Origin of the sequence: Streptomyces cylindrosporus, from assembly GCF_022698165.1 — a bacterium.
Lineage (GTDB): Bacteria > Actinomycetota > Actinomycetes > Streptomycetales > Streptomycetaceae > Streptomyces > Streptomyces cylindrosporus.
The window spans coordinates 250,374-269,137 of record NZ_JALDAY010000006.1; the positions used below are offsets into that span (position 1 = coordinate 250,374).

11 protein-coding genes are annotated in these 18,764 nt (G+C 72.6%); 9 read left to right on the plus strand and 2 right to left on the minus strand.

Annotation, left to right across the window (positions count from 1 at the left end; genetic code table 11):
- Positions 1–20: 20 nt before the first annotated feature.
- The 3 genes from MQP27_RS20965 (at position 21) to MQP27_RS20975 (ending at position 7,491) form a co-directional block, all read left to right on the plus strand.
- On the plus strand, positions 21–386 hold the full coding sequence (locus tag MQP27_RS20965; RefSeq protein WP_242766817.1) for an STAS domain-containing protein: 366 nt from the start codon (positions 21–23) through the stop codon (positions 384–386).
- Positions 387–646: 260 nt separating this feature from the next.
- Positions 647–4,921 carry a HAMP domain-containing hybrid sensor histidine kinase/response regulator gene (locus MQP27_RS20970; protein ID WP_242766818.1) on the plus strand — a complete coding sequence of 1,425 codons (4,275 nt, stop codon included), beginning with the start codon at positions 647–649 and terminating at the stop codon, positions 4,919–4,921.
- A 77-nt stretch (positions 4,922–4,998) separates the two neighbouring features.
- The gene (locus MQP27_RS20975) at positions 4,999–7,491 is read left to right on the plus strand and encodes a SpoIIE family protein phosphatase (protein WP_242766819.1); all 2,493 of its coding nucleotides are present in this window, start codon (positions 4,999–5,001) and stop codon (positions 7,489–7,491) included.
- A 12-nt stretch (positions 7,492–7,503) separates the two neighbouring features.
- Here MQP27_RS20975 and MQP27_RS20980 read toward each other — a convergent pair whose 3' ends face one another.
- Positions 7,504–8,307 carry a hypothetical protein gene (locus MQP27_RS20980; RefSeq protein ID WP_242766820.1) on the minus strand — a complete coding sequence of 268 codons (804 nt, stop codon included), beginning with the start codon at positions 8,305–8,307 and terminating at the stop codon, positions 7,504–7,506.
- A 99-nt stretch (positions 8,308–8,406) separates the two neighbouring features.
- Positions 8,407–11,208, minus strand: a complete 2,802-nt coding sequence (locus MQP27_RS20985; protein ID WP_242766821.1) for a helix-turn-helix transcriptional regulator — start codon at positions 11,206–11,208, stop codon at positions 8,407–8,409.
- Positions 11,209–11,344: 136 nt separating this feature from the next.
- Here MQP27_RS20985 and MQP27_RS20990 point away from each other — a divergent pair, with 136 nt between their 5' ends.
- From MQP27_RS20990 to MQP27_RS21015, 6 genes are read left to right on the plus strand one after another with little or no spacing between them, the layout of a single operon-like run.
- Positions 11,345–13,927, plus strand: coding sequence for a helix-turn-helix transcriptional regulator (locus MQP27_RS20990; protein WP_242766822.1), 2,583 nt, complete (start codon positions 11,345–11,347; stop codon positions 13,925–13,927).
- Between the two features lie 25 nt (positions 13,928–13,952).
- A complete protein-coding gene (locus MQP27_RS20995; RefSeq protein WP_242766823.1) occupies positions 13,953–14,942 on the plus strand; it encodes an alpha/beta hydrolase in 990 nt (329 codons plus the stop codon).
- 36 nt (positions 14,943–14,978) lie between these two features.
- Positions 14,979–16,004 (plus strand): AraC-like ligand-binding domain-containing protein, encoded by a 1,026-nt coding sequence (locus tag MQP27_RS21000; RefSeq protein ID WP_242766824.1) that lies wholly within the window; start codon positions 14,979–14,981, stop codon positions 16,002–16,004.
- Positions 15,989–16,984, plus strand: coding sequence for a helix-turn-helix domain-containing protein (locus MQP27_RS21005; protein ID WP_242766825.1), 996 nt, complete (start codon positions 15,989–15,991; stop codon positions 16,982–16,984). Before MQP27_RS21000 ends, MQP27_RS21005 begins: the two co-directional genes overlap by 16 nt.
- Positions 16,985–17,023: 39 nt before the next feature.
- Positions 17,024–17,992, plus strand: coding sequence for an alpha/beta hydrolase (locus tag MQP27_RS21010; protein ID WP_242766826.1), 969 nt, complete (start codon positions 17,024–17,026; stop codon positions 17,990–17,992).
- A gap of 20 nt (positions 17,993–18,012) precedes the next feature.
- On the plus strand, positions 18,013–18,729 hold the full coding sequence (locus MQP27_RS21015; protein WP_242766827.1) for an alpha/beta fold hydrolase: 717 nt from the start codon (positions 18,013–18,015) through the stop codon (positions 18,727–18,729).
- The last annotated feature ends 35 nt before the right edge of the window (positions 18,730–18,764 follow it).

An 18,764-nucleotide genomic window follows, 5' to 3' on the forward strand; every position in this document is an offset into this window, starting at 1 on the left:
CGAGTACGCAGGGGATACGAGTGGCGGACAACCAGGAAGCAGCGGAGCACGGTGGGCTGCACGTGGTCCGGACCGAGGCCGACGGAGTCGTCGTTCTCAGCCTCCGCGGCGAGATCGACCACCAGAACGCCGGCGCCATCACCCGGGCCGTGCCTCCGGCCGACCCCACCGCCGGACACCGGGTGGTCGTGGATCTGAGCCGGGTGACGTTCATGGACTCCAGCGGGATCAACGCCCTCATCGCCGTCCACCAGTCCGCGCAGGCGGCGCGGGGATGGCTGAGGCTCGCGGGCGCCCAGGGCCCCGTGCTGCGGACGGTGCAGCTCGTGGGTCTCGACACCATCGTCACCTGTCACCCGACCGTCCAGGACGCCCTCGCCCGGTGACCGCCTCCGGCCGGTCGGCAAACCGAGGCGAGTACCCCGGCCGCGTGCCGTCATGCCGCCTTCTCCGCACATTTTCCGCACGGCCGGGAAGCTCGCTCCAGGCTTTGGTTGTCGTCCGACAACTGCGTTAACCTTCACCGGATTTCCTCACCGTGCGAATCCGTGAACAGCGGAAACGCGGGCGGTGGGCAGGGCTTCACGGCCCGGCGCGGTTCCGAGCCCTCGGCGTGGGGGCTCCTGGGAGCGGGACGAGGGTGCGCATGACCGGCAAGACGATCGAGGCCGTGGAACACGGTCCGGGCGAGCAGGAACTGCGGCAGCTGCTGGCCGGCCTGACCGCCGTGCGGGACGGGGACTTCGGCACCCGGCTGCCGTCCGACGGCGAGGGCCTGCTCGGCGACATCGCCACGGTCTTCAACGGCATGGTGGACCAGCTGTCCCTGTTCACCTCCGAAGTCACGCGCGTGGCACGCGAGGTGGGCACCGAGGGAACCCTCGGCGGTCAGGCGGAGGTGCCGGGGGTCTCCGGCACCTGGGCGGACCTGACCGACTCGGTCAACGCCATGGCCGGCAACCTCACCACACAGGTGCGCGACATCGCCCAGGTGGCGACCGCGGTGGCCAAGGGCGACCTGTCGCAGAAGATCGACGTGCCGGCGCGCGGCGAGATCCTGCAGCTCAAAGAGACCGTGAACACCATGGTCGACCAGCTCTCTTCGTTCGCCGCCGAGGTCACCCGCGTCGCCCGCGAGGTCGGCAGCGAAGGCCGGCTGGGCGGGCAGGCCCAGGTGCCCGGTGTCGGCGGGGTCTGGCGGGATCTGACCGACTCCGTGAACTTCATGGCGGGCAACCTCACCTCCCAGGTCCGCAACGTCGCCCAGGTGACCACCGCGGTCGCGCAGGGCGACCTCTCCCAGAAGATCACCGTCGACGCCCGCGGCGAGATCCTCGAACTCAAGAACACCATCAACACCATGGTCGACCAGCTCTCCGCCTTCGCCGACGAAGTCACCCGCGTCGCCCGCGAAGTCGGCACCGAAGGCCGGCTGGGCGGGCAGGCGGACGTCAAGGGCGTGAAGGGCACCTGGCGCGACCTGACGGACTCCGTGAACTTCATGGGAGGCAACCTCACCTCCCAGGTCCGCAACGTCGCCCAGGTGGCGACCGCCGTCGCGCAGGGCGACCTCTCCCAGAAGATCACCGTCGACGCCCGCGGCGAGATCCTCGAACTCAAGAACACCATCAACACCATGGTCGACCAGCTCTCCGCCTTCGCCGACGAAGTCACCCGCGTCGCCCGCGAAGTCGGCACCGAGGGCAATCTGGGCGGGCAGGCGATCGTACGGGGCGTGTCGGGGACCTGGAAGGACCTGACGGACAACGTCAACGTGATGGCGTCCAACCTGACCGGCCAGGTCCGCTCGATCGCCCAGGTCGCCACCGCCGTCGCCCGCGGAGACCTGTCGCAGAAGATCACCGTCGAGGCCAAGGGCGAGGTCGCCGCGCTCGCCGACGTCATCAACACCATGGTCGACACACTCTCCGCCTTCGCCGACGAGGTCACCCGCGTGGCCCGCGAGGTCGGCACCGAGGGACGGCTCGGCGGCCAGGCGCACGTGCCGAACGTGGCGGGCACCTGGAAGGACCTGACGGACAACGTCAACTCCATGGCCAACAACCTCACCGGCCAGGTCCGCAACATCGCCCTGGTGACGACGGCGGTGGCGGGCGGCGACCTCTCGAAGAAGATCGACGTGGACGCCCGCGGCGAGATCCTGGAGCTGAAGACCACCATCAACACCATGGTCGACCAGTTGTCGTCGTTCGCCGCCGAGGTCACCCGCGTCGCCCGCGAGGTCGGCAGCGAAGGCCGGCTGGGCGGGCAGGCCGAGGTCGAGGGCGTCGAGGGCACCTGGAAGCGCCTGACGGAGAACGTCAACGAACTGGCCGGAAACCTCACCCGTCAGGTGCGCGCGATCGGCGAGGTCGCCAGCGCCGTCGCCGAGGGCGACCTGACCCGCTCCATCACGGTGGAGGCGTCCGGCGAGGTCGCCGAGCTCAAGGACAACATCAACTCCATGGTGGAGTCCCTGCGCGAGACCACCCGGGCCAACCAGGAGCAGGACTGGCTCAAGACCAACCTCGCCCGCATCTCCGGCCTGATGCAGGGCCACCGGGACCTGCCCGTCGTCGCCGAGCTGATCATGGACGAGCTCACACCGCTCGTCGCCGCCCAGTACGGCGCCTTCTACCTGGCCGAGGACACCGAGCAAGGTCACGAGCTGCGGCTGGTGGGCTCCTACGGCTGTCCCGACGACGCCGACCGGCCCATCCGCATCCCTGTGGGACGCTCGCTGGTCGGTCAGGCCGCCCGCAACCGACGGGCCATCACCGTGGAGGAGCTGCCGCCGGGTTACGTCACCATCTCCTCGGGCCTCGGACACGCCGTGCCCAGCGCCCTCGTGGTGCTGCCGATCGTGGTCGAGGACCAGGTCCTCGGCGTCATCGAACTGGCCTCCGTCACCCGCTTCACCCAGATCCACCAGGACTTCCTCGCCCAGCTGATGCCGACCATCGGCGTCAACCTGAACACCATCGTGGCCAACGCCCGCACCGACGAACTGCTGGACGAGTCGCAGCGGCTGACCGCCGAACTCCAGGCGCGCTCCGCGGAGTTGCAAATCCAGCAGGACGAACTGCAGCGCTCCAACGCCGAGCTGGAGGAGAAGGCCTCCCTGCTGGCCTCCCAGAACCGCGACATCGAGGCGAAGAACCTGCAGATCGAACAGGCCCGGCAGGAACTGGAGACCCGCGCGCAGGAACTGGCGCTGGCCTCCAAGTACAAGTCGGAGTTCCTGGCGAACATGAGCCACGAGCTGCGCACCCCGCTCAACAGCCTGCTGATCCTCGCCCAGTTGCTCGCCCAGAACCCCTCGCGCAACCTCACCCCCAAGCAGGTCGAGTACGCGGGCATCATCCACTCGGCGGGCTCGGACCTGCTCCAGCTGATCAACGACATCCTCGACCTGTCGAAGGTGGAGGCCGGCAAGATGGACGTCGCCCCCGAGCGCGTCCCGCTGCGCCAGTTGCTGGAGTACGTCGAGGCCACCTTCCGGCCGATGACGACGCAGAAGAGCCTGGAGTTCACGGTGGCCACCGCGCCGGGCACCCCCGCCGACCTGCTCACCGACGACTCCCGGCTGCGCCAGATCCTGCGCAACCTGCTGTCGAACGCGGTGAAGTTCACCGAGCAGGGCGGCGTGGAGCTGCGTATCGAACCCGCGGCGGACCGGGAAGTGCCCTCCGGCGTCCACCGCGGCGGCCCGGTCGTGGCCTTCCGGGTGAAGGACACCGGCATCGGCATTCCCCAGCAGCAGCTGGAGACGATCTTCGGGGCGTTCCAGCAGGCGGACGGCACCACCAGCCGCAAGTACGGCGGCACGGGCCTGGGCCTGTCGATTACCAGGGAGATCGCCCACCTGCTGGGCGGGGCCGTCACCGTCGACAGCACGCCCGGCCAGGGCAGCACCTTCACGCTCTATCTGCCCGTCGCACGCGCCGACTTCGAAGACGTACTCGGCGGCGGCCGGGTGCCGGAGCTGCCGCAGGACACGGCCGGTCCGCCGGAGCAACCGGCCGCCCAGGCCCCGGCGGCCACCTCGTCCGCCCCGCCGCAGCAGCGCAGGCGCCGTCTGCTCGTGGTCGAGGAGCGGCTGCGCGGTCTGCTCACCCTCGTCGCCGAACGCGCCGTCGCGGACCTCGCGCCCGCACCGGACGACCCGCACGGGGCGATCGAGATCATCACGGCCGTCGGGGCCCAGGAAGCGGCCGCCGCCCTCGCGTCCGACCCCTGCCACTGTGTGGTGCTGGAGCTCGGCATGCCCGACGAGGAGGGTGTACGTCTCCTGGAGGCCATGCAGGGCGACTCGGCGCTGGCCGGCGTGCCCGTGCTCGTGCACACCGGTCACCGGATGGACCCGGCGCAGGAGCAGCTGCTGCGTTCCCGCGCGGGTGGCCGTCCGCTGGACTTCCTGGCCAGCCTGGACGAGCTGCGCGAACGCATCACGCTGCACCTGTCCGCCGAGGAGCCGGGAGACGTGCTGACCCTGGTGCGCTCGGACGAGCCCCAGCAGCCCGCCACGCAGGTCGTCGACGACTCCTTCCTCGGCCGCACCGTCCTGGTCGTCGACGACGACGCACGCAACCTCTTCGCGCTCAGCGGCGTGCTCGAACTGCACGGCTTCCAGGTCCTGCACGCGGACAACGGCCGCAAGGGCATCGAGATGCTGATCGCCCACCCGGAGGTCTGCCTGGTGCTGATGGACGTGATGATGCCGGAGATGGACGGTTACACCGCCACCGCGGAGATCCGCTCCATGCCCCAGTACGCGGACCTGCCGATCATCGCCGTCACCGCCAAGGCGATGCCGGGCGACCAGGAGAAGAGCCTGGCGTCGGGGGCCAACGACTACGTCACCAAGCCCGTCGACGCCAACGACCTCATCGACCGCGTACGGCGCAGGCTGCCCGCTTGACCGGACGGGCACGCCGCCCGGCGTGCCCGTCGCCCCTGCGCCGTCCCTGGACGTCCGAGCCGAGGAACCGTCTTCACGTGAGCCGACTTCACCAGCCGTCCGACCCGGACGTCCCCGCCACCGGCGGGGTGCCCCGGCCCGCAGCGGGGCCCGCCCAAGTGCCGGCCACCCGCCCGGGCACCGCCCCGGGCCGGGCCGGCAACGACGGTGAGGACGCCGTCGTCCAGACCTCCCCCGTCGGGAGACTGGCCGCGACCGTGGAGCGGCTTCGCCGCGAGGTGCGGGCGGCGCAGGCCGAGGCCGACGGGCGCGCCCTGATCGAGCTGGCCAAGGGCATCCTCGTCGAGCGGCTGGGCTGCGGGCCGGCGCAGGCCGCGCGCCAGCTCGCCGAACTGACCGAACAGGCGGGCGTGACACCGCTGGAGTTCGCCGTCGAGGTCATCAACCAGGCCTCCCGCGACCGGCTCTCCGAAGTGACAGCAGCCTTCCTCGCAGCCGCCGCGGGCCGAAACAGCGCACCAGACGCACCGGAACACAGCTCGTCCGCCGTGGGACTGCGGTCCGCGGAGAGCGCCGCACTGGCCGCCCAGGATGCGCAGGCCGTCGCCGACTCCCTGCTGGAACACGCCCTCACCCCGCTCGGCGCGGTGGCCGTGGCCATCTGGGCGCTGGGGGCCGACGGCTCCCTCACCCTCGCGGGCAGCGCCGGCTTCTCCCCCGCCGAGGCGAGCCGCTGGCGGCATGTCCCGCCGGGGGTGGCGACTGTTGCGCGCCGCGGCCTCACCGAGCGGACGGGCGAGTGGATCGGCCGCCTGAGCGAGACCGGCCTGCCGTCCGTCGGTCAGCACCAGCACCCCGAGGGCGGCCGGGCCGCCGTGCCGGCGTCGGCCGCGGGCCGTATCCACGGCGTTCTGGAAATCGTCTGGCCTACGCCGCTGGAGCCTCAACCCCCGCAGATCGTCCGCCAGATCGAGGCCCTGGCCGAACTGTGCGCGCACACCCTGGAGACCAATGCCCTGAGCGGCCCGGACGACGACCCGAGCCCCCGTCTCCTGCCCGACGCCGCCGAGCTGATGGACCTGGCCGACGGCCTGCACGACCCCGCGCTGGTCCTGGTCCCGCAGGTGGACGCCGACGGAAACCTCGTCGACTTCCGCATCCACCATGTCAACGCCCGCTTCCTCGACCCCGCGGGACGGCCCCGGGGAGTCGTCAGCGGAGCGCTGCTCCTCGAGGCGTACCCCATGGCCGCCGGCGAGAGCGGACTGTTCGAACAGATCGAACGCGTCTACGCGACGGGCGAGCCCTTCCGCACCCAGCGCATGCGGCTGACCGCCCTGGTGGACGAGGTACCGCTGGCCGCGGTCGCCGACATCAGCATCAGCCGGCACGGCGGGAGCGTCCTGCTGCTGTGGCGCACGGAGGACGAGACGGCACGGCTGGCCAACCTGCTCCAGCACGCCCAGCGTCTGGCCCGTATCGGCGGTTTCGAGGAGAACCTCCTGACCGGCGAGATCACCTGGAACGGCCAGCTCCACCACCTCTACGGCCAGTCGCCCGCCGACGGGCCGGTCCCCCTGGAGCAGCTGCCCGCCCACGCCCACCCCGACGACGCCGTCGCCCTCGGCCGCTTCCTGCGCACGGTCCTGCACCACCACCGGCCTGCGGCCGCCGCCTTCCGGCTGCAGCGGCCCGACGGCGTCACCCGGCACATCCGGGTGGCCGCCGAGCCGGTCCTCGACTCCGACGGCCGCCTGTACGTCGTGCGCGGCGCCTACCAGGACATCTCCGCCCACCACTGGACGGAGGTCGCCCTCGCCGCCACCCGCGACCAACTCGCCCACAGCGAGCAGCAGGCCAGCGAACGGCACCGGCTGGCCCTCCAGTTGCAGCACGCCATCATGCCGCCCGCCCAGGCCCCGCTGGAGCGGCCGGGGCTGCGCGTCGCCGTGCGCTACCGGCCCGCCGAGACCGAGCAGTTGGTCGGCGGCGACTGGTACGACGCTGTCGTGCTCCCCTCCGGGCTGGTGCTGCTGTGCGTGGGGGACGTCGCCGGGCACGGCATCGAGGCGGCGACCAACATGGTCGTCCTGCGCAACGCGCTGCGCGGTCTCGCCGTCACCGGTGCCGGGCCGGGGCAGCTGCTGTCCTGGCTCAACATGGTGGCCCACCATCTGACCGGATCCGTCACCGCCACGGCGGTCTGCGGCCTGTACGACCCGGACCGCCGCAGCCTGCGCTGGGCCAGGGCGGGCCATCTGCCGCCCGTGCTGGTGCGCGGGAGCGAGGCCACTCCCCTGCCGCTGGTCACGGGGCTGCTGCTCGGTGCCGTGCCGGAGGCGGCCTATGAGGAGCACGAGGTGCAACTCGCCGTCGACGACACCTTGTTGATGTACACGGACGGCTTGATCGAGCGCCGCGACCGCTCGGTGGAGGAGTCTTTGACCCACCTGCTGACGATGGCGCGCACTCTTCAGCCCACGCTGGAACAGCAGTTGGACCGCCTGCTCACCCACAGCAGATCCGACACGGACGACGACACGTGCGTCGTCGGTGTCCGGGTGACCTAGTGGGGGGGCCGGTCAGCTCCGGTGGCGGTAGTAGGTGATCTCGTCCGTCGTCGCGTAGTTGCCGTGGTCAACGTCGATGACCGTGAACACGGCGACGTCGCCGTTGGTCGTGTCGCGCAGGCAGACGGTGCGGCCCGGTGGGGCCTGGCGGAAGTGGATGCGTCCCTCGGTGGGGTGGCGGGTGGCCTTGGCGGCGCACTGGGCGGGGCTCGGCACGGTGTTGCCGGGGACGACGTAGGCATCGGTCAGCGGCTGGATTTCGAAGGCGCCCTTGCCGTCGCCGCCGGCGTTCGTGCTGACGCTCCATGCGGTCTCGGAACCGCTGACCGCCCCGGCGCGCAGGTCGAAGAAGTAGTTGTAGTTCTTCAACGACAGCGTCCGGTGTCCGTAGACCAGGGTGTAGTCGCGGGAGGCTGACGTGGTGTCGCCGCTTCCGTCCTTCGGTGCCACCACCCCGTAGACGATGGCCCCCACGGCGGCTGTGGCAGCAGCCGTCACCACGGCGGTCGTCACGCGCTGGCGGGTTCTTGGGGGTCGTCCGGTGGAAGGTTCCGGTTCCGGGTCGGATGGATCCGGAACCGGGTCTGGGTCCGGGGGCGGGGACGGTGTGGTGGGCGGGGTGTCGTCGGCCCACGGCGACAGCGCCTTGTCGACCGCCCCGGAGGCCGCGACGGCGAAGGCGATGGCCACGGCCCACCGGTCGGCCGCGTCATGGGCGAGCCAGAGCACCGTCAGCGCGTACAGCCCAGCCAGCGCCGCGCCGAAGGTCCCCAGCGTCGCGAGGAACAAGACGGCTCTCCGGCGTCCTGCGTTCACGTCCGCTCCCCCCTGCCACTCGTGACCCATCCCAGCTTGGCATGGAACAGACAAGGCGGGGAGAGGGGCGTGCGTCGAGCGGAAACTCTCACAACCGCCTTACAGGGGCGGCCAGTTGACCGGATCGGCGACGCGGCCGAGGGCGTCGCGCAGTTGGGCGCGGGCCGTGATGCCGAGCTTGGGGAAGATCTTGTGGAGGTGGAAGCCGATGGTGCGGGGCGAGAGGTAGAGCCGGGCGCCGATGTCGCGGTTCGTGAGGCCCTCCGCGGCCAGTTGGGCGATCTGCAGCTCCTGCGGTGTCAGGTCGGCCAGGGCTTGGTGCGCGGCGGGAGGGGTCACGGTCACGCCCGTCGCACGCAGCTCCCCGGTGGCGCGCTCGGCCCAGGGGCGTGCGTCCAGTCGTCCGAAGATGTCGAGGGCGGTGGTGAGGTGGGGCCGGGCGTCGGCGGTGCGTCGGCGGCGCCGTAGCCACTCGGCGAAGTCGAGGCGGGCGAGGGCGTGTTCGAAGGGCCAGCGCGCGGCAGCCGGGTCCTCGACGGCCGCACGGAAGTGATGCTCGGCGTCGTCGGGGTCGCCGAGCAGGGCGCGGGCCCGGTGCACGATCGCGGCGAGGCGGGCGGAGCGGTGCTCCTCCAGTGTCCCTTCGGCGGCGCTGAGCACCGTGCGAGCGTCGTCCGTCTGTCCGGTGCGCACGGCTGCGGCGGCGAGATCGGCGAGCTGGTAGAGGGAGGCGTGGTAGTGGACCGGTGCCGGGCGGGCATCGTCGGTGAACGTGCGGCGCAGGTGGCCGTACGCCGACTCGTGGTCGCTCTGCGCCAGGGCCGCCAGGGCGAGGGCGTGGCGGTGACGAACGTACAGGCTGCGGGACTTGCGCAGGTCCCGGCCGCGGACGGCGTCCTCCGCCTGTGCTCGCGCGCCGGCGTGGTCCCCGCGGGCGGCCAGCAGGGTGGCCTGGAGAAGCGGTGAGCCCACGGCGACGTTGTCCGCGCCGGCCTCGGTGGCCATCCAGAAGGCTTCCTCGGCGGCGGATCGGGCCGCGTCCCAGGCTCCGCTCTCGAAGTGGGCCAGGGCGAGGGCCTGCGCGACGGTGCAGTTGGCGCCGGCGGTGGCGGCGCGGCGCAGCTGGTCCATGGCCTGCCCGAGCAGGCGTACGGCTTCGTCGGTCTCGTCCAGGATCCAGGCCGCGCCACCGAGTGAGACGAGCCCGGTCAGGGAGCCGTCGGGCAGGGCGTCGATGGCGTGGGCGAGGTTCTTCAGGGTCTGCTGGCGGTCCGTGAAGGGACTGCCGGCCGCCCGGGGCCAGACGCGGTCGGTCTCGTCCGGCTGCGGTGCGATAAGGTCGCCGATCCGCTGGAGTTCGTGCCGGTAGCGGGGATCGCCCGAGTTGTACGCAGGCGTCGCGGCCGTCCCCAGCGCGCTCAGGGCGAGAGCCGGTGCCGAGCCGGCCATCGATTCGGCCACGGGCAGCAGGAAGGCCAGGGAGTCGTCGTGCCGCAGCGTGACGGCGAGGGACCAGCCGGCGCGCAGGGAAGCCTCGGCGAGGAGCTGGGGGTCGTCGGTCAGTGTGCTGACGCGGCCGGCGCTCTCCCCCACCCACTGCGGATGCCCGGCGTACATGGCCGACGTGGCCGCGGCGAGCAGCCGCCGGGCCCGCTGCCGCGGATCGGGGGTGAGTTCGGCGGCGCGTTCGAGTGCGGTGGCCGCGGCCGCGTGTCCGCCACGCTGCTGGAAGCGTTCCGCGCTCTCGGCCAGGGCGCGGGCGACATCCTCGTCGGGTCCGGAGGCGGCCGCGGCGAGGTGCCAGGCACGACGGTCGGGTTCGTGGGTGAGCGCGGCGGCGAGAGTGAGGTGGGCCTCGCGGCGTTCGGCGAAGGACGCGGCCTGGTAGACGGCGGAGCCGACCAGGGGGTGGCGCAGCCGGACCTGGCCGGCCTCCACGCGCACCAGCCCCGCCTGTTCTGCGGGTTCCCAGACCTGCGGTGTACCCGCGTCGGGCAGGGCGTCCAGGACGTCCGAGAGCTGTGCGGTGCCCGCGGCCGCCGCCACCAGCAGGGCGCGCCGCGTCGGGTCGGGGAGGGCGGGCAGGTCGGCGGCGAAGAGCTGCTCCAGCCGGGCGGTGAGGGGCAGCGAACCCGCCGCGCCGAAGTCCCGTATGCCCGGATCCCTGGCGAAGGCCCGGGCGAGCTCGATGAGGGCGAGGGGGTTACCTGCCGCCAGCTCCAGGATCCGCGCCCGAACCCGGCCCTGCGGGGGTCGTGGCCCGCTGTCCAGCAGGAGCCCGGCCGCGGCCCGGTCCAGCGGGCCGGCCGTCAGATGGGGGAAGTCACGGTCGAAGCGGGCCGGCACCGCTTCCTCGCGTGCCGCCAGCAGCAGGGCGGCTCGTTCCCCGTCCAGACGCCGTGCGACGAAGGCCAGCGTGTCCAGGGAGCCGACGTCCAGCCAGTGGGCGTCGTCGACGACGATCAGCAGCGGGCGCTCCGCCGCCGCGTCCGAGAGCAGCGTCAGCACCGCGGTCCTGATCAACAGCGGGTCCGGCGCCGCCGCTTCGTCGGCCTCGCCCAGACCCAACGCATGGGAGAGGGCGTCACGTTGGCGCCCGGGCAGCCCGTCGATCCCGCCGAGGACCGGCCGCAGCAGCTGGTGCACCCCGGCGAAGCCGAGGTCCTGTTCGCCCTCGCAGCCACGTACCCGCAGCACGCGCAGGCCGCGCTCCGCGGCCTGTACGGCGGCCCGGTCGACCAGGGTGCTCTTGCCCGCACCCGGCTCTCCGGTCAGGACGAGCACCTTGGGGCCGTCGCCGTCCGTGGCGTCGATCAGCCGCGTGATGCGCGACAGTTCACGATCCCTGCCGAGGATCGCCGGCCCGTCAGCCCGCCCGGCACCGAAGGCACCCAAGTCCATGAAGATCCGCTCCCCCCTTGCGCCTCCATCCTGCCAGGTCGCGGCGGATGACTGGTCACATGACAGAAGCGCTGCCCGGCACGCCCCTGACAGCATCCCGGTCATCGGGTGGGTCGCGGCGAGCAGGAGTTCGGCAGTGGGTTGGCAGGCGGCGTTCGATCCGGTGCAGCAGTGCACCGACGGGCCGCACCCCCTGCTCGTGCTGGGCGAGACCGGCACCGGCAAGACCCGGCTGCTGCGGATCGCCGAGCAGCGGGCCGGGGAACGCGGTGCCCGCGTCCTGTCCGCGCGTGCCTGCCCGCAGGAGGCGCAGCAGCCGTACGCCTGTCTGCACCAGCTCCTCCTGCCCGTACTGGCCGAGGCCGATGCCCTGCCGGAGCCTAGGCGCCGGGCGCTGCACGCCCTCCTCGCGCCGACGGAGGACGACGTGCCGCCGGAGGGAGCGGACCTGAGCAACGCGGTCCTGGCCCTGCTGACTCGCCTCGGGCGGACAGGCCAGGTCCTGCTGACCGTCGACGACCTCCACAACTGCGACCGCGACTCCCTGGCCGTCCTGTCCTACGTCACCCGACGGCTGTCCGGCGAGGCCGTCACCGTCCTCTTCACCGCCCACGGCGAGGCGCCTCCGCCCGCCGCACCCGCGGACCTCGCCGTACTGCTTCTCGGCCCCCTGTCACCACCGGCAGCGGCCCGGCTGCTGGACGCGCAGCCGGGCGCACCCACCGGAGGGGCCAGGCTGGAGCTGCTGCGGCAGGCCGAAGGCAACCCGCTCGCGATCATCGAGCTCAGCCGTGCCACGCGCCAACCCCGGCGCATCCAGGCCCTGTACGCCCCGCAACTGGACGCGCTGCCGGAAGGAACACGGCACGCTCTGCTGTACGCGGCTGCCGCCTGGCCGCACCAGGAACTCGCCCCGGTCATGGCCGCCCTGGGCACCGACGACCTGGGCGTGTGGGCCCCGGCGGAGACAGCCGGGCTGATCACCGTCACCGACGGGCGGCTCGCCTTCCGCAACCCGCTCACACGTACGGCCGCCTTCTACCGGCCGCCCGCCCAACTGCGCCGGCAGGCCCACCGCGATCTGGCCGCCGTATCCCCCCATCGTCCAGCGCACCTGGCCGCTGCCGCCGTCGGTCCGGACGAGGCCGTGGCCGCAGCCGTGGAGGAGGCGTCCGGTCGGGGTGACCGTTTCACCGCGGCCCGCGCGCTCGAACAGGCGGCGCTGCTCGGCTCGCACGGCCGGGACCGCGCCCGACGTCTCGCCGCCGCGCTGGCCGCCGCGAGCGACCTCGGAGACCCGGCGTGGGTGCGGGAGCTGTACGGGGCGCTGGAGCGGGCGAACCGCGATCCGCAGGGGATGTGTGCCGCGGCCTGTGCCATGAGTGGGGCGCTGTCCTTGCTGTCGTACCAGCGAGAGGCGTTCGATCTCCTGCTCGACACGGCACGGCGGGCGCGCGCGGCCGACGCCTCGACGGCCTTCGCTCTGGCTGCGGTGGCGACGGGCATCGCCCGCCAGTCCGGACTGCCCGAACACTGGCGGCAGTTGAGGCGCCTGCTCGGCCTGGCACCGGAGAACGGATCAGAACACGCCGACATCTTCGCCTCCGTGCAGGCCCTCGCCGCGACCGGTTCGAGCCGCCCGGCCCGGCTGCTCGCGGGCGCCGCACTCGCCCACCACACCGACGAGTCGGATCTGTGCGCGGAGCAGTTCCGGCAGGCGGGTGAACTGCTGCGCGCACAGGGCGCCTTGGGCCCGCTCGCCTGGACGCTGGCGGCCCAGGTGGAGACGCTGCTGGGCCTCGGGCGGTGGGCGGAGGCGGAATCCCTGATCAAGGAGGGCCTCTCGCACGCCGCCGTCCACCGCTGGACCCGCGTCGAGATGGACCTCGAAGCGCTGCGGACGACCCTGGGCGCCCTGCGCGGCGAGAGCGTGCCCGGCACCCGGTTCACCGGCCCCAACTGGCGCTCCGTCAGTTTGCACGAGAACCGGGCCACTCACGCCCGCATGCTGCGGGCCTGCGGTCTGAGCGCCCTGGTCCTCGGCGACGGGGACGGCGCCTTCCGGCATCTGCGCACGCTCTTCGCGGACGACGGCGAACCCCTCGACCCCTTCCTCTCCCCGCGCTGTATCGCCGAACTCGCCGTCGCCGCCCATCGCACGGGCCGTCAACGGGAGGCCGCGCACGTCCTCGTGCGGGTCCGGCGCAGCCAGGGCGCGCGGCCCACGACCCGGATGACGCTGCTGATGCACCACGCGGCGGCGCTGGTCGACGAGGACGCGGACAGCGAGCACCACTTCCAGCTGGCCGTGGTCAACCCGGAGGCGGCCCGCTGGCCCCTGGAACGGGCTCGGGCCCGCCTGGACTACGCGATATGGCTGCGCAGACGCAGACGGCCGCTGGAGGCACGCGCCCAGCTGACCGTCGTACTCGAAACGGCGACCCGGCTCGGCGCCCGGCACCTGGCCGAGTCGGCGCGCGGTGAACTGCGGGCGAGCGGGGTGTCAGAAGCTCCCGCGTCGGCGGATCCGCTGGGTGAACTGACCGCCCAGCAACGGCAGATCGTGCGACTGGCCGCCAACGGCCTGTCGAATCGCGAGATCGGCGAACAGCTCTTCCTGTCGCCGCGTACCGTGGGCTCGCACCTCTACAACGTCTATCCCAAACTCGGCGTCAGCAGCCGCCACCAGCTGCGCGATCTCCTCGTGCACGAGAAGTGACCGGGCGAAAGGCGGGTATCGCAGCATGGAGCCGGACGGGCCGCACCCGTGCCCCCTGGTGCTCGATCCGCTGGCGCAACGCCTCGTCGACGCGTCCTCGGCGCCGCCCTTCCTGCACGAGCTGCCGCCCGATGTCGGCCGTCAGGCGCTGAGGGAGTCCCAGGTCCACCGGATCGAGGACTTCGCCGTGGACGCCGCCTTCCAGGTGGCGCCCGTGGGACCGTCCGGACTGGTGGGCTTCTGGATCTTCAGGCCGCCCGCGGCGCAGGGGCCGCTTCCCGTGCTGCTCTACCTCCACGGCGGCCGGTGGGCGCTGGGTGACGCGCAGACCCACGCCCGGCTCGTCAGCGACCTCGTGACCGGCGCGGGCGTGGCCGCCGTCGTCCCCGAGTACAGCCGCACCCCGGAGGCCCGCTACCCCGTGGCCGTCGAGGAGTGCTACGCCCTCATGTCCTGGGTGGTCGGCCACGCGGGCGAACTGCGGCTGGACGCGGGCCGGTTGGCGGTGGCCGGGGACTGCGCCGGGGCCACCCTGGCCATCGCGCTCACCCTGCTGGCCAAGGCGCGCGGCGGCCCGGACATCCGTGCCCAGCTGCTGTACTACCCGATCACCGACGCACGCTGCGCCAGCGCCTCCCAGCACCGGTTCGCCGAGGGATATCTGCTCACCCGTCAGGCCCTGCGCGACTATTGGCGCCAGTACAGCGACGACCCCCGGGACCTGGCCGAGCCGACCGCCTCCCCGCTCCGCGCCGACCCGGAGCAGCTGGTGGGGCTGCCGCCGGCCCTGCTGATCACGGCGGAGGCCGATGTGACGCGGGACGAGGGCGAACAGTACGCGGACCGGCTGCGCCGCGCGGGAGTCGAGGTCACGGCCGTCCGCTTCCTGGGCACGGTCCACGACTTCGTCTCTCTGACGGCACTGCGTGACAGCCCTCCGGCGCGGGGCGCCGTGCGGCAGGGCGCCGCCTTCCTGCGGGCTCGGCTCGGGCGCGCGGACCAGTCGACCGACTGATGCGTCCGCACCCCGGCCGACGGCACGCTGACGGGTATGTCAGCCTTCTACGATTCCTTCACAGAAGACGGCTCCGCGGCACGCCCACACGCCCAGGTGTTCTCCACCAGCTGCGTGCCGGTGCGCGAGAGCCTGGACTTCTGGCGTGACGCCGTGCTCGCCACGCTCGTGGGAATGGACATCACCACCGAGGCCGGGGCCGTCGACGCCACCATGCGTACGGACCGTCTCGGCGACCTCCGTATCACCACGGTCGACTGCGATCCGGGAGACATCCACCGGTCCCCGCACCATGTCGCCCGCGGCGACGGCGAGCACGTCTTCGTCGCCGTGCAGGACAGCGGCACGGCCCAGGTCGAGCAGGACGGCCGGTGCACGGAACTGCGGCCCGGCGACATCGCCTTCTTCGAGACGCTCCGCCCCTACCGCACACGGTTTCCGCAACGGTTCCAGCAGAAGATCTTCGCCGTGCCACGCGGCCTCCTCGGCCAGTCGGAGGCAGCCCTGGGACGGATCACGGCACGGGCCGTACGCCCGGTGGGCGGGCTCGGGGCCCTGCTGTCACCGTTCCTGTCGCGACTGGCCGACACGTGCGGGTCCTACTCCGGCCCGGTGGCCGGCCGGATGGCCGACAGCGCCGTGAGCCTGCTGGCCGCGGCCGCCGCACAGCACCTGGGCGACGAACCGGCCGGTCTTCCCGGCGCCGACCGGGTGCTCCTGCTGCGCGTCCAGAGGTACATCCGCTGGCACCTGGCGGAGCCGGACCTCACTCCCGCCGTCATCGCCCGCGCCCACGGCATCTCGGTGCGCTATCTGCACCGGCTGTTCGAGCAGGAGGGCACGACGGTCGGCAACTGGATCCGCCGCCTACGACTCCAGGAGTGCCGCAGGGAACTGACCGCGGCCGCGAGCATGGGCAGCGTCGCCCGCCGCTGGGGATTCAGCGGCACCGCGCACTTCGGACGCGCGTTCCGCCGGGAGTACGGCACCTCCCCCACCGACTGGCTCCAAGCCGAGCGGGCCCGGCGCTTCACGGAGGAGGACTGGTGCCGGGCGACCTGAGCGAACTGCCGTACGGAAAGCGGCTCTTGTCGACCGCTTACGGCGATCTCCGGCTGGTCACCCGCGCGGACCCGGAATCCTGGCAGGGTTGCGTCCGGCTGCTCCGGCTGGGCGCACTCCAGGTCGCGGCCGAGGAGTGCGACGCCGTGGACGTCGTACGGACCACGCGGGACACGGCGGACGGCAGGGCGCACCTCTTCGCCCGCCTCCAGCTGGAAGGCAGCGCCCACCTGGTCCAGGACGGCCGCCGCACGCACCTGCACCCGGGGGTCCTGGCCTTCTACGACGCGAGCCGGTCCTTCCGGCTCACGCTGCCGGAGCGTCAGCGCGCCCGGGTGCTGATGGTTCCGCGTCCGATACTGCGGCTGGCGGAGCCGGAGATACGCAGGGTCACCGCGAAGGTCGTCGGCGCCACGCCCGGCGGACCGGCCGCGCTGCTGCTGCCGCTCCTGTCCGGGCTGGTGCAGGAGATCCTCGCCACCCCACCGGCCGCCGGCGAGGAACTCGCCGGCGCGGTCGCGGACGTCCTCGCCACCCTGGCGGCGGACCAGTTGGACGCCACCGAGCCGGCCGATGCCGGGCCGAGCACGATGATCGACCGCGTCAAGGCCACCATCGAAACCCGCCTCGCCGAACCGGAACTGACCCCGCGCGCACTCGCCGACGAGCACGGCATCTCGCTGCGCTATCTGCACAAGCTGTTCCAGGAGCAGGGCGCCACGGTCGGCGGCTGGATCCGCCGACGGCGACTGGAGGTGTGCAGGGCCGAACTCGGCCGCCCCACGGCGGCCGGCCTGACCATCGCCGCCGTGGCCGGGCGGTGGGGGTTCATCAGCCCCGCCCACTTCAGCCATGCCTTCCGCAAGGAGTACGGGATGTCCCCGGCGCAGTACCGGGGGCAGCGGCAGGGGCTCCCGAGTGCACTGCCGGACCAGCACCGGTGCACTGGCGCGCAAAGCCCGCCGCTCTCTCCGTTCTAACGTCCCGGCAGAGCTCATCCGAACACTGAGGAGAACCACATGTCCGACGCCGTGGAACCGGTCCGGCCGGTGCTGGAGCCGGCCGCCCAGGCCTTCGTGGAGGCGACCGCGAACCCGCCCTACCTCTTCGATCTGGGCCCGGTGGAGGGCCGCAAGGCGGTCGACGAGGTGCAGTCCGGCGAGATCACCCTGCCCGCCGTCGACGAGGAGTGGATCACCGTCGAGGGCGGCCCGACCGGCAGCGTCCGGGCCCGCATCGTCAAGCCCGCCGGCACCACCGCCACCCTCCCGGTGATCGTCTACATCCACGGCGCGGGCTGGGTCTTCGGCAACGCCCACACCCACGACCGCCTGGTGCGCGAACTCGCGGTCGGCGCGAACGCCGCGGTGGTCTTCCCCGAGTACGACCTCTCACCCGAGGCCCGCTACCCCGTCGCCATCGAGCAGAACTACGCCGTCGCCCGCTGGATCGTCCAACACGGCACGGCCAAGGGCCTGGACCCGTCCCGCATCGCGGTGGCCGGCGACTCGGTCGGCGGCAACATGAGCGCGGCGCTGACCTTGATGGCGAAGCAGCGCGGCGGCCTCCCGCTGCTGGCGCAGGTGCTGTTCTACCCGGTCACCGACGCGAGCTTCGACACCCCCTCCTACCACCAGTTCGCCACCGGCTACTTCCTGCGCCGGGACGCCATGCAGTGGTTCTGGGACCAGTACACGACCGACGCAGCCGACCGCGCCCAGATCACCGCCTCCCCCCTGCGCGCCACCCCCGAACAGCTGACCGGGCTGCCGCCGGCCCTGGTCATCACCGGCGAGGCCGACGTCCTGCGCGACGAGGGCGAGGCCTACGCCAACAAGCTGCGCGCGGCCGGCGTCCCGGTCACCGCGGTCCGCTACCAGGGCATCATCCACGACTTCGTCATGCTCAACGCCCTGCGCGCCACCCACGCCGCCGACGCCGCCATCAAACAGGCCATCGACACCCTGCGCACCGCCCTGCACGGCTGATCCGAGAAGGAGAACCGAACATGCCCACCACTCCCACCGTCCTGCTCGTGCACGGCGCCTTCGCCGACGCCGGCAGCTGGTCCGGGGTCATCGCGGAGTTGCAGGGCCACGACATCCCCGTGATCGCGCCGCCCAACCCGCTGCGCGGACTGGCCTCGGATTCCGCGTACATCGCCTCCGTGGCGTCCCAGATCGACGGCCCGGTCGTCCTCGTCGGCCACTCCTACGGCGGCGCGCTGATCACCGTGGCCGGGGTCACCGAGAACGTGGTCGGGCTCGTGTACGTGGCGGCCTATGTCCTCGAAGAGGGCGAGAGCCTCGGCGAGTTGCAGGGCCGCTTCCCGCTGTCGCCGCTGGTCAGCAGCCTCAAGGAGTGGACGTACCCGGTCCCGGGCGGTGACCCGGCCGTGGAGGTCACCATCGCCGAGGCCGCCTTCCCGTCGGTGTTCGCCGCCGATGTGCCCGCGGACGTCACCAAGGTTCTCTCGGCGGCCCAACGCCCGCTGGCCGCCGCGGCGTTCGAGGAGACCGCGTCCGCTGCCGCGTGGCGGACCAAGCCGTCCTGGGCGCTCGTCGCGGGCGCCGACGAGGCGATCAACCCGGAGGTCGAGCGCTTCGGCGCCAAGCGGGCCGGGGCCACTATCGTCGAGCTGGAGGGCGCCTCGCACGCCGTGGCGGTGTCCCGGCCGAAGGCTGTCGCCGACCTGATCCGCGACGCGGTACGCGCGACGAGCTGACGCGACGCACGGCGCGGCGCGGCCGGACACCGTAC